This is a genomic window from Streptomyces sp. NPDC054932, from assembly GCF_053610205.1.
In genome coordinates this window covers 26500-37877 of the sequence record NZ_JBSGXU010000070.1, presented here as the reverse complement: position 1 = coordinate 37877, position 11378 = coordinate 26500, and the positions used below count along the sequence as shown (strand labels likewise).

At 70.8% G+C, this 11378-nt stretch carries 11 protein-coding genes; 7 read left to right on the top strand and 4 right to left on the bottom strand.

The window, feature by feature from the left end:
* Positions 1-811: 811 nt before the first annotated feature.
* Both ACWGE1_RS20240 and ACWGE1_RS20235 read right to left on the bottom strand, forming a co-directional pair.
* Positions 812-1045, bottom strand: coding sequence for a hypothetical protein (locus tag ACWGE1_RS20240; protein ID WP_453421863.1), 234 nt, complete (start codon positions 1043-1045; stop codon positions 812-814).
* Positions 1046-1058: 13 nt separating this feature from the next.
* Positions 1059-1208 (bottom strand): hypothetical protein, encoded by a 150-nt coding sequence (locus ACWGE1_RS20235; RefSeq protein ID WP_453421862.1) that lies wholly within the window; start codon positions 1206-1208, stop codon positions 1059-1061.
* 300 nt (positions 1209-1508) lie between these two features.
* On the opposite strand from ACWGE1_RS20235, the gene ACWGE1_RS20230 reads away from it, so the two are divergent.
* The 3 genes from ACWGE1_RS20230 to ACWGE1_RS20220 all read left to right on the top strand — a co-directional run bounded on the left by ACWGE1_RS20230 (position 1509) and on the right by ACWGE1_RS20220 (position 4120).
* Positions 1509-2720, top strand: coding sequence for a pyridoxal phosphate-dependent aminotransferase (locus tag ACWGE1_RS20230; protein ID WP_453421861.1), 1212 nt, complete (start codon positions 1509-1511; stop codon positions 2718-2720).
* A 123-nt stretch (positions 2721-2843) separates the two neighbouring features.
* On the top strand, positions 2844-3239 hold the full coding sequence (locus ACWGE1_RS20225) for an SCO4983 family protein (protein WP_453421860.1): 396 nt from the start codon (positions 2844-2846) through the stop codon (positions 3237-3239).
* 242 nt (positions 3240-3481) lie between these two features.
* Positions 3482-4120: an RDD family protein gene (locus ACWGE1_RS20220; protein ID WP_453421859.1), complete on the top strand. Its 639-nt coding sequence runs from the start codon at positions 3482-3484 to the stop codon at positions 4118-4120.
* Between the two features lie 58 nt (positions 4121-4178).
* Here the strand turns inward: ACWGE1_RS20220 and ACWGE1_RS20215 are convergent, their stop codons facing one another.
* A complete protein-coding gene (locus ACWGE1_RS20215) occupies positions 4179-4601 on the bottom strand; it encodes a hypothetical protein (protein ID WP_453421858.1) in 423 nt (140 codons plus the stop codon).
* 143 nt (positions 4602-4744) lie between these two features.
* Here ACWGE1_RS20215 and ACWGE1_RS20210 point away from each other — a divergent pair, with 143 nt between their 5' ends.
* The 4 genes from ACWGE1_RS20210 (at position 4745) to ACWGE1_RS20195 (ending at position 9294) form a co-directional block, all read left to right on the top strand.
* A complete protein-coding gene (locus tag ACWGE1_RS20210) occupies positions 4745-5839 on the top strand; it encodes a hypothetical protein (protein ID WP_453421857.1) in 1095 nt (364 codons plus the stop codon).
* Positions 5836-7023 (top strand): toxic anion resistance protein, encoded by a 1188-nt coding sequence (locus tag ACWGE1_RS20205; RefSeq protein WP_453421856.1) that lies wholly within the window; start codon positions 5836-5838, stop codon positions 7021-7023. Before ACWGE1_RS20210 ends, ACWGE1_RS20205 begins: the two co-directional genes overlap by 4 nt.
* Before the next feature lie 65 nt (positions 7024-7088).
* Positions 7089-8693: a substrate-binding and vWA domain-containing protein gene (locus ACWGE1_RS20200; protein ID WP_453421865.1), complete on the top strand. Its 1605-nt coding sequence runs from the start codon at positions 7089-7091 to the stop codon at positions 8691-8693.
* On the top strand, positions 8680-9294 hold the full coding sequence (locus ACWGE1_RS20195) for a hypothetical protein (protein ID WP_453421855.1): 615 nt from the start codon (positions 8680-8682) through the stop codon (positions 9292-9294). The genes ACWGE1_RS20200 and ACWGE1_RS20195 overlap by 14 nt, the downstream gene beginning before the upstream one ends.
* 110 nt (positions 9295-9404) lie before the next feature.
* On the opposite strand, the gene ACWGE1_RS20190 is transcribed toward ACWGE1_RS20195, so the two are convergent.
* Positions 9405-11231: a phosphoenolpyruvate carboxykinase (GTP) gene (locus ACWGE1_RS20190; protein ID WP_453421854.1), complete on the bottom strand. Its 1827-nt coding sequence runs from the start codon at positions 11229-11231 to the stop codon at positions 9405-9407.
* Positions 11232-11378 lie beyond the last annotated feature (147 nt).

The window sequence follows — 11378 nt, the reverse complement described above, 5'->3', positions numbered from 1 at the left end:
TCGCTACGCGCTTCGCACGTCTCGGCGTCTGCGGTCCGTCTGGGGCTGGACATAGGCCGCCCACGAGCCGTGGGACTCCTCATTGACTGCGTCCGGCGGCCGTCGGAAGCAGGAAACGCCTGCGACTACGGCTATTCGGTAGTGGAACCGGGTCAGCAAGGGCGGGCGACCCAAAGGGCCAGCAGTTTGCCCCAATTGCGGTTGTCTGGGCGCCGTTTCGTGGAGTCGTCCTCGCCCTGACCCGGATTCACTACGGAATAGGTGAAGTACCGGCGGTCAGTCCCTCCCACCGGTCCCGATCAGCCCCGGCCGGCCGCCGGTCGCCGTCAGCGGCAAGCATCCACGGCTCGTGGGCGGTCTATGTCCAACCCCGGACGGTCGTCGGACGCTGAGACGTGAGGAGCGCGTAGCGATTGGACGCGCTACCCCCGACCCGGCCGGCCTCTCCCATGGGCCCCGCCTCAGGGACATGCCCGACCGGGACGAGGCCGTGCATCTCCGACCGCCCCGTCCCTGGAAAGCATCCCCCGGCCCGTTCCTTTGGGGGTTTCCCGGCAGTCTTCGACTTTCCGGGGCGGGACGGGCGGTCAAGGGTGGAGCGCAGCGACATCGCGAAGCGACGCGACCGAAGGGAGCGCCCTTGAGGGGCCGGCCCGACACGGAGAGACGATGGGACTGACGGGAAACCCCCATACACATCCCTGACCACCGCCCCACCGAAACCCCGCCCACCGAAACCCCGCCCACCGAAGCCCCCGCCCCCGAAGCCACCCCCGCGCGCCGGCACCCCCGAACGCCCCGTCCCGCCCTCTCAGAGGTACTCGCGGGCGAACTCCACCGCCCACTCCACCGCGGCCAGCGGGACGCTGCCCGACTCGGGGGCGATGGTGAGGCGGGCCGCTTCCCAGCCCTGGTCGTGTTCGCGGGAGATCGCGAAGTGGCCCTCCTCCACGAAACCCTCCGGCCTGACCAGGAACTCGATCGCCCGGTCGTCGCCATCCGTGCCGACCGTGGCGATCTCCATGTCACCGACTACGAAAACCACTGTCTCGCGCCCCTCAGTTGCCGCTGTTCAGGAACACCAGCAGGAGCAGCCCCATGAGGACGACCCCCGCCACCATGAGGGCGGCCGCCACGGCGACGACGACCACGCCGACCCGTTCGGTACGCCGTCGGTAGTCCGCCGGCTTCCACTCGCCCTGGTTCATGCACCCAGCCTCCACCGCGGCACCGCCGCCCGCATGAGTGCGCGTACTCATCCCTCGTACTCATGCGGCGTACTCAGTCACTCCCAATCTCCGGCGCCACCCGGGTGACGAGCGCAACACCATGCGCTCTCGCACGCTTGCGCCCCACCCATTCCGCAGGTCGGGACGCGGGCGCGGCCCAGGATTCCAAGGGGGGATCCGTTCCCCACCCACCCATTACCCGAAATGGGGCAAATCGCCCCTCAGGTCTCTCTTCGAAAACACACGTCAAGCTCGCACCGGGGCCCGTAAGCTCCCGTCATGCAGGTGATCCAGTCAACCAAACTCGCCAATGTCTGTTACGAGATCCGCGGCCCCGTGCTCGAAGAGGCGATGCGGCTCGAAGCAGCAGGTCATCGCATCCTCAAGCTCAACACGGGCAACCCCGCGGCCTTCGGCTTCGACTGCCCTCCGGAGATCCTTGAGGACATGCTCCGCAACCTGGGCTCCGCCCACGGTTACGGTGACGCGAAGGGGCTGCTCTCCGCGCGCCGCGCGGTCATGCAGCACTACCAGACCAAGGGCATCGACCTGGACGTCGAGGACATCTACCTCGGCAACGGCGTCTCCGAGCTGATCCAGATGTCGATGCAGGCGCTGCTCGACGACGGCGACGAGGTACTGGTCCCCGCTCCGGACTACCCGCTGTGGACCGCCTCCGTCTCCCTCGCCGGCGGCACGGCCGTGCACTACCGGTGCGACGAGCAGTCCGACTGGATGCCCGACCTCGCCGACATCGAGCGCAAGGTCACCGATCGCACCAAGGCGATCGTGATCATCAACCCGAACAACCCGACCGGCGCCGTCTACGACGAAGAGATGCTGCGCGGGCTCACGGACATCGCGCGCCGCCACAATCTGGTCGTCTGCTCGGACGAGATCTACGACCGGATCCTCTACGACGGCGCCGTGCACCACAACACCGCCGCCATCGCCCCGGACCTGCTGACGCTGACCTTCAACGGGCTCTCGAAGAACTACCGCGTCGCCGGCTACCGGGCCGGCTGGATGGCGGTCTGCGGCCCCAAGAAGCACGCCACCTGCTACATCGAGGGCCTCACGATCCTCGCGAACATGCGCCTGTGCGCGAACATGCCCTCGCAGTACGCCGTGGCCACCGCGCTCGGCGGCCGGCAGTCGATCGAGGACCTGGTCCTGCCCGGCGGGCGGATCCTGGAGCAGCGCAACGTCGCGTACGACCTGCTCACCCAGATCCCGGGCGTCACCTGCGTGAAGCCGAAGGGCGCACTGTACGCGTTCCCGAAGCTGGACCCGGCGGTCTACAAGATCAAGGACGACCGGCAGATGGTCCTCGATCTGCTGCGGGCGGAGAAGATCATGGTGGTGCACGGTACGGGCTTCAACTGGCCCGAGCCCGACCACTTCCGGATCGTGACCCTGCCGAACGCCAAGGATCTGGCCGACGCAGTGACGCGGATCGGGAACTTCCTGGACGGCTACAGCCAGCTGTAGCCGCGCACGGGCCGTCTCGCCGGAGTCCATCCGGCGAGACACGTCCCCCAACAACAGGATTCAGCTCAACTTTAGAACCATTCCAATGTAGGATGGTCTCCTGACCACGCAGGAGGCCACCTCATGTACGAGCCGATCCGCACGAAGCCGGTCGTCCACCGCATGGGCGCCACCCCGGCCGACTACCCGCACAGCAGCCGCGGCGAAGCGCTGGACATCCAGCTCGCCGGCCACCTCGCGGCCCTTCTCGCCGTCACCGACGAGCTCGATCTCGAAGACGGCGCAGCCGCCGAGATCGCCGCACAGGTCGCGCGCCTGCGCGGGGCCCAGCCCGCCCGTGCGTCGCGGCACTCCGCCGAGGACGCCGCCGCGCTGCACCGGCGCGCGCACGACCTCGCCGCCCGCGCACTCCTCGTCGCCGCGTCCCGCGCCGACACCACCGTCGCGATCCTCGCCGCCGAGCGCATGGACGCGCACGCCGCCGCCCTGCAGTCCCCGGACCTGGCCGGCGCCCTCTAGACGGCCCCGGTCCGGGGCCGCGGAGGCTCCGGACCGGGTGCCACCTTCCTCGCGCACACCCCCGCGACCGTCCCGCGGCGCGCCCCCTGCCCCGGTGCCAGGGGCGAAAATTGGACAGAATCCCGGTGCTCCGAACACGATGAGGCCTGAAAGATCGCGGCAGCACGGGGGAGGCCGCTCCACATGGTCCATCTCCTCCACTCCGCTTCGTCCCCGTTCGAGCATTCTGGAGGGATTCGCCCATGAGCTTCGGCGACCCGAACAACCCGTACGGCCAGCAGCCCCCGCAGGGTCAGCCCGGCCACCCGCAGCAGGCCCCGCAGGGCGTGCCCCCGCAGTACGGCTACCCGCAGCAGCCGCCGCAGGGCGCGGTCCCGCAGTACGGCTACCCGCAGCAGGCTGCGCCGCAGTACGGCGCGTACCCGCCGCCGGGGATGCCGGGCATGCCGGGCACGGGGATGCCGCCGCTGGCCCACTGGGGTCTGCGCTTCGGCGCGTACCTGCTCGACGTCCTGATCATCGCGGGCCCGATGTACGCGCTGATCGGTATCGGCGCGGCCGTCGCCACCGACGAGTCGACCGAGGCGATCGCCGGGGTGCTCAGCCTGGTCGGCTTCCTGTACGCCATCGGCATGGGCTTCTTCCAGCTGCACAAGGAAGGCAGCACGGGCCAGACGATCGGCAAGAAGATCGTCGGCATCAGCCTGCACCGCGAGGCCGACGGGGCCACCCTCGGCTTCGGCATGGCCTTCGTCCGCAAGCTGGCCCACTTCCTCGACAGTGCGGCCTGCTACGTCGGCTGGCTGTGGCCGCTGTGGGACGAGAAGAAGCAGACCTTCGCCGACAAGGTGTGCAGCACCGTCGTCGTCAAGGTGAAGTGAACGACGACGGCTGACGCCACACGGTGAGGACCGGTGGCGACGCCCTGCCGCATTCACGCTAGGACGTCTGCGCGAACTCCGCGCCGGCGACCCCGCACCAGGGCACCGTCGCCACCGGCCACACCGGGCCGACCGCTTCCCCGTACTCGGTCGCGCCCGGGGCCACACCCGGGATCTTCACCAGGGCCTGCGCGGCGCGCCGGTCCGGGTCCGCCTCGGCACGGTCACGGAACTCCACCGTGACGACGTACGCGCCGGGGCCCTCGGCCCGCCCCGTCGCCGTCACCGCGGCCACCACCCGGCGGCTGGCCGGATCGATGCGGCACCCGGTGACCCGTACGTCCTCCACCGCCGGCCGCGGCGGTGCCTGCGGCGGATCGCCGCCGCTCGCCCACACGTACAGGCCCAGCGGGGCGAACACCAGCAGCCCGGCCACCGTCATCAGGCCGACCAGCCAGCCCTGCCACTTCAACGCGCTCACGCCCATGCCCCGATCCTCCCGGGCGACCGGCCCGCCCACCAGCACCCACGGGCCCACACAGCATTTCGAAGTGGGACCGCCTGGACACCTGACGTTCATTCGACGCGGCGCGGAATGTGGGTTTCCGCGAGCACGCTGCACCCGTGAGACGCATCCTAGGAATCGTCCTGGGCCTCCTCCTGATCGGCGGCGTGCTCTACGTCGTCGCCTTCCAGGGGCAGGATCACCCAGAAACCACGGCAACGAAGACCGTGCGTGGCGTCATCGGCTCGGAGAAGTCCGAATTCTTCCGCGACCCCGATGTCGTCAAGGCCCTTGCCGCCAAGGGCTACACCGTGAAGACGGAGACCTCGGGCTCCTGGGCGATGGACCAGCTCGCCCTCAAGGAGTTCGACTTCGCCTTCCCCAGCAGCAGTGAACCCGCCAAGGAAGTGGCGGCCGCCGCCGGGCTCAAGGGGGCCCAGGAGACCAGGCCGTTCTACTCCCCGCTCGTCGTCATCGCCCGCCCGGGCGCCGCGAAGGTGCTCGCCGACAACGGCCTCGCCCGGATGACCGGCAAGAACTCCGGGACCCTGCTCATGGGCCCCTTCCTGGCGGCCGCCGGCGAGGACCGCACCTGGCAGCAGCTGCCCGGCTCCGCGGCCCACCCGGAGCTGACCGGCACGGTGTTCATCAAGACCACCGACCCTGCCTCGTCCAACTCCGGCGCCCTGTTCCTCGCCGCCACGTCCAACGTCGCCAACGGCAACAGCGTGGTCGCCGACGATGCCGGCATCGCCCGTACCGCGCCCCTGATGCGGAAGCTGATCTCCGTCCAGGGCGCCCTGGAGCCCAGCACCGACGACCCCTTCCGGGCCTTCATCAGCGGCAGCGGCGAACCGCTGATCCTGGTGTACGAGTCCCAGGTGGCCTCGCTGCTGCTCCAGAAGCAGGATCCGGGCGAGATGGTCGTGCTCTACCCGGACACCACCGTCAACTCGGCGCACACCTTCGTCCCGCTGACCGAGAAGGCGAGGGAGCTGGGCAGCCTCCTCGCCACCGATCCGAAGCTGCGCGAGCTGGCCGTGCTCCGCGGCTTCCGCCCGCAGGAGGGCGTGGCCGAGTTCACCGCCGCGACCGCACCGCACACCGCCCACCTCAACACGGGGCTGACCGGCATCCGCCAGGTCGGCACACCCACCGTCAGGATCCTGATGGCGCTGGCCCAGCGCGCCAAGGGCCAGGGGGACATGCCATGACACTGACACCGCCCGAGGACACGTCCTTCCGCCTGAGCCCTCCGGAGCCCGTCGCACCCGTCCGCAGGGAGCAGGCCGCCGGCCTGGTCCCGCTGCAGGACGGCGTCCGCGAGGAGATGGCCCGCCGGGCCGGGGAGTACGTCGGCTCGCTCGCCACGATCGACGCCCGCTCCCCCGAATTCGCCCAGCGCATCGGCGAGATGGCCGCACTCGGCTCGGCCGACGTCCGCACCGCCGCCCAGCAGTCCAACCGGATGCTGGAGCGGGCCGTGCGCTCGCTGGGCTCCGACGGCGGCGGTGACGCCCAGGCCCGCGTCGCCGGGTCCCTGGTCGAGCTGCGCCGCACCGTCGAGGACCTCGACCCGCGGGACACGCCCGCCAGGGGGATGGGCCGGCTCCTCGCGAAGCTGCCGGGCGGCAACCGGTTCCGCGACCACGTGGCGAAGTACGCCTCCTCGCAGGCCACCCTCAACAGGATCGTGGGCTCGCTGCGCAGCGGCCAGGACGAACTGCGCCGCGACAACGCGGCCCTGCACACCGAGCGCTCGCGCCTGTGGGAGACCATGGGCAAGCTCCAGGAGTACGCCGTCCTCACCGAGGCCGTGGACGGCGCCGTCGAGCGGCGGATCGCCGAGGCGGAGCACACCGATCCGGGTGCGGCCGACGCGCTGCGCGCGGACGTGCTCTTCCCGGTCCGGCAGAAGCACCAGGACCTGCTGACGCAGCTGGCCGTCTGTGCGCAGGGCTACCTGGCGATGGACGTGGTCCGGCGCAACAACGACGAGCTGATCAAGGGCGTCGACCGGGCCGCCACCACCACCGTGTCCGCGCTGCGGATCGCCGTGATGCTGGCCTCGGCCCTCGACAACCAGCGCAAGGTGGTCGAGCAGGTCAACGCCCTGAAGGGGACCACCGAGGAGCTGATCCGGGGCAACGCGGAGATGCTGTCCACGCAGAGCGGCGAGATCCAGCGGATCGCGGCGGACCCGGCGGTGGGCGCGGAGACGCTGCGGACGGCGTTCGCGCAGATCTACCGGACGCTGGACGCGATCGACGCGTTCAAGCTGCAGGCGACGCAGAACATGGCCGCGACGGTGGAGTCGCTGGCCGGGGAGCTGCAGACCGCCTCGGCGCATCTGGCCCGTACCCGGACCGCCGGTGCGCTCGAAGGCGGTGCGCAGTGAGCGCGGCCGGGCGGGTACGGGCGGCGGCGGGGGCTCTGCCCCGGCCCCCGCGGCCGGGCCGTCGGCTGCGCCGGACGGGCCTGACGCTCGGGCTCGCCCTCGCCGTGTTCACGGCGGCGACGGCCTGCACCTCCGGGGGTGCGGCCGAGCCGGCGGAGACGGCCTACAAGGAGGGCACCCTGCGGGTGCTGGCCTCCAGCGAGCTCAGCGACATGGAACCCGTGCTGAAGGCCGCCAGGGCCGCCACCGGGGTCACCGTGAAGCTCACCTGGTCGGGGACCCTGGACGCGGCCGAGCAGGTGGCCTCGGGGAAGGCGGACGGCACGTACGACGCGGTCTGGCTGTCCTCCAACGACTACCTGCGGCTGCGGCCGGAGGCCGCCGGGAAGCTCTCCAGCGAGACCCCGGTGATGTCCTCGCCGGTCGCGCTCGGGGTGAGGCCGGAGGCACTGGCCCGGCTCGGCTGGAAGCCCGGGGAGGTCACCTGGCCGGCGGTGCACGAGGCCGTCGCCGCCGGGAGGCTGACGTACGGGATGACGGACCCGGTGCGCTCCAACTCCGGTTTCTCCGCGCTGGTGTCGGTGGCGTCGGGGCTGTCGGGCGCGCAGGCGGCCCTGAGCGACGCCGACGTGCGGTCGGCCGGGCCGAAGCTGAAGGAGTTCTTCGCCGGGCAGAAGCTGACCTCGGGCTCCTCCGGCTGGCTGGCGACCGCGTACGGCAGGCGCGGGGACGTGGACGCGCTGGTGAACTACGAGTCGGTGCTGCTGTCCATGAACCGGGACGCGAAGGGCGCCGGGGCGCCGCTGACGGTGATCCGGCCGCGCGACGGTGTGGTCACCGCCCACTATCCGCTGACCCTGCTGACCTCGGCCCCGGCCGGGGCCCGTGACGCGGGGCGGGCGCTGACCGAGTACCTGCGCGGTCCCGAGGCGCAGAAGGCGATCACCGAGCAGACCTTCCGCCGCCCGGTGGCGGCCGGGGTGGCGCCGGCCGCCGGGCTGGACGCCGAGAAGCGGCGCGAGCTGCCCTTCCCCGGTTCGCGGTCGGTCGCCGACGGGCTGCTGGCCTCGTACGAGAACGAGCTGCGCCGGCCCTCGCGGACGGTGTACGTGCTGGACACCTCGGGTTCGATGAGCGACGAGGACCGGATCGGGCGGCTGAAGTCGGCGCTCACCGATCTGACGGGCTCGGGGAGTTCGGGTACCGGGCAGCGGTTCCGGGACCGTGAGGAGGTGACGCTGCTGCCCTTCGGGTCCAAGGTGAAGAAGGTGCGGACGCACGTCGTCGAGCCCGGGAACCCGGGACCGGCCCTGGACGCGATCCGGGGTGATGTGAAGTCGCTGGAGCCGGAGGGGGGTACGGCGGTCTACGGCAGCCTGGAGGCGGCGTACCAGCACCTCGGCCAGGGCGGCGGGGACGCGTTCACCTCGATCGTGCTGATGACGGACGGTGAGAACACCGAGGGCGTCGGGGCGAAGCACTTCGACTCGTTCTACGCGGCCCTGCCGCCGGACCGGAAGCAGACGCCGGTCTTCGCGGTGCTGTTCGGCGACTCGGACCGCAAGGAGCTCACCCACATCACGGAACTGACCGGCGGGCGGCTCTTCGACGCCACCGGCGGCAACAGTTCGCTGGCCGGAGCCTTCGAGGAGATCCGTGGCTACCAGTAGGCGGGGCCGGGTCCTGGCGTACCTGGAGTCGGGGAAGAACCTGGCCGGCTCCGCCTGCGGCGTGGTGGGGCTGGGTCTGACCCTCGCCGGGGTGGCCGGCGCGTACTGGCCGGTGGTGATCGCCGGACTGTACGGGGCGGGCGCGCTGATCGCCCCGCCGGAGCGGACGGCGCCGCCGCCCTTCGATCCGAGCGAGGAGGTCGGCGCCCTGCGCGCGGACTTCGCGCGGCTGCGGGAGTACCTGGGCGAGGTGGAGCTGCCGACGGCGGCCGGGGGCCGGTGGGCCGGACTGCTGGAGCTGTACGGGGCGCTGCTGGAGCCGGGGTGGGTGGCGGAGGTCCTGGCCACCGAGCCGGAGGCGGTGCACGCCCTGTCCCGGGCGATCCGGCGTGACGTGCCGGAGTGCGTGGACACCTACAACCGGACCCGCTGGTGGAACCGGCTCACTCCGGGCGGGGAGTCGCCGGAGCGCCACCTGAAGCGTCAGCTGGACCTGCTGTACGAGGAGGCGGAAAGCGTGACGGCGGACCTCCGCGAAGCAGAGGCCCGCCGTCAGCAGACGCACACGGCCTATCTGGAGGAGCGCGGACGCTCTTCCTGACAGGCCGGTGCTGCGGTGGGCGCCGCTTGGTCGGGGGCTCCCACAGCGGTGGGCGCCGCTTGGTCGGGGGCTCCCACGTTCAATGGCCCTTCTTCAGGGCGCGTCCTGGCTCAGCCCAGGCGCTCCACGAGTGCGTGGTACTGGTCCCACAGCTCCTTGGGAGTGTGGTCGCCGTAGGTGTTCAGGTGCTCGGGGACCAGGGCGGCCTCCTCGCGCCAGACCTCCTTGTCGACGGTGAGGAGGAAGTCGAGGTCCTCGGCCGGGAGGTCGAGGCCGTCGAGGTCGAGGGAGTCCTTGGTCGGCAGGACGCCGATGGGGGTCTCCACGCCTTCGGCGGTGCCGTCGAGGCGGCCGACGATCCACTTCAGGACGCGGCTGTTCTCGCCGAAGCCGGGCCACACGAACTTGCCCGCGTCGTTCTTGCGGAACCAGTTCACGTAGTAGATCTTCGGGAGCTTGGCCTGGTCCTTGTCGGCGGCGACCTTGACCCAGTGGGCCATGTAGTCGCCCATGTTGTAGCCGCAGAACGGCAGCATGGCGAAGGGGTCGCGGCGCAGTTCGCCGACCTTGCCCTCGGCGGCGGCGGTCTTCTCGGAGGCGATGTTCGAGCCGATGAAGACGCCGTGGTTCCAGTCGAAGGACTCGGTGACCAGCGGCACGGCGGAGGCGCGGCGGCCGCCGAAGAGGATCGCGGAGATCGGGACGCCCTTGGGGTCCTCCCACTCGGCGGCGATCGTCGGGCACTGGGAGGCCGGGACGGCGAAGCGGGCGTTGGGGTGGGCGGCCGGGGTCTCCGAGGCCGGAGTCCAGTCGTTGCCCTTCCAGTCGATGAGGTGCGCGGGCGCCTCTTCGGTCATGCCCTCCCACCACACGTCGCCGTCGTCGGTGAGCGCGACGTTGGTGAAGACGGTGTTGGCGTACATGGTCTTCATGGCGTTGGCGTTGGTGTGCTCGCCGGTGCCGGGGGCGACGCCGAAGAAGCCGGCCTCGGGGTTGATCGCGTAGAGGCGGCCGTCCTCGCCGAAGCGCATCCAGGCGATGTCGTCGCCGATGGTCTCGACCGTCCAGCCGGGGATCGTGGGCTCCAGCATGGCGAGGTTGGTCTTGCCGCAGGCGGACGGGAAGGCGGCGGCGACGTACTTCGTTTCGCCCTCGCCGGCCGGCGGGGTGAGCTTGAGGATCAGCATGTGCTCGGCGAGCCAGCCCTCGTCGCGGGCCATGACGGACGCGATGCGCAGGGCGTAGCACTTCTTGCCGAGGAGGGCGTTGCCGCCGTAGCCGGATCCGTAGGACCAGATCTCGCGGGTCTCCGGGAAGTGCGAGATGTACTTGGTGGTGTTGCAGGGCCACGGCACGTCGGCCTCGCCCTCGGCGAGCGGAGCGCCGAGGGTGTGGACGGCCTTGACGAAGAACCCGTCGGTGCCGAGTTCGTCGAGGACGGCCTTGCCCATGCGGGTCATGGTGCGCATCGCGACGGCGACGTAGGCGGAGTCGGTGATCTCGACGCCGATCGCGGAGAGCTCGGAGCCGAGGGGGCCCATGCAGAACGGGACGACGTACATCGTCCGGCCCTTCATGGAGCCGCGGAAGATGCCCTTCTCCCCCGCGAAGATCTCCTTCATCTCGGAAGGGGCCTTCCAGTGGTTCGTCGGGCCCGCGTCCTCCTCCTTCTCGGAGCAGATGAAGGTCCGGTCCTCGACGCGCGCGACGTCGGAGGGGTCGGAGGCGGCGTAGTAGGAGTTCGGGCGCTTCGTCTCGTCGAGCTTCTTGAACGTTCCCTTGGCGACGAGCTCCTCGCACAGGCGCTCGTACTCGCCCTCGGAGCCGTCGCACCAGACGACGCGGTCCGGCTGGGTGAGGGCTGCGATCTCGTCCACCCAGGAGATGAGCTCCTGGTGAGTCGTCGGGATGGTGGGAGCCGCGTTGTCGCGCGCCACGATTGCTCCTTGTTGAGGGGTTTGTTTGGTGTAGGCCCCGTGGGGGCTGCGACCCGGACGCTTCGCGCTCCGCTCATCCGGTGTCGACCGCACTCATCTGATCATCCGGTGGATGTGCGCATATGTCCAGAGGGCCTCTCACGTGAG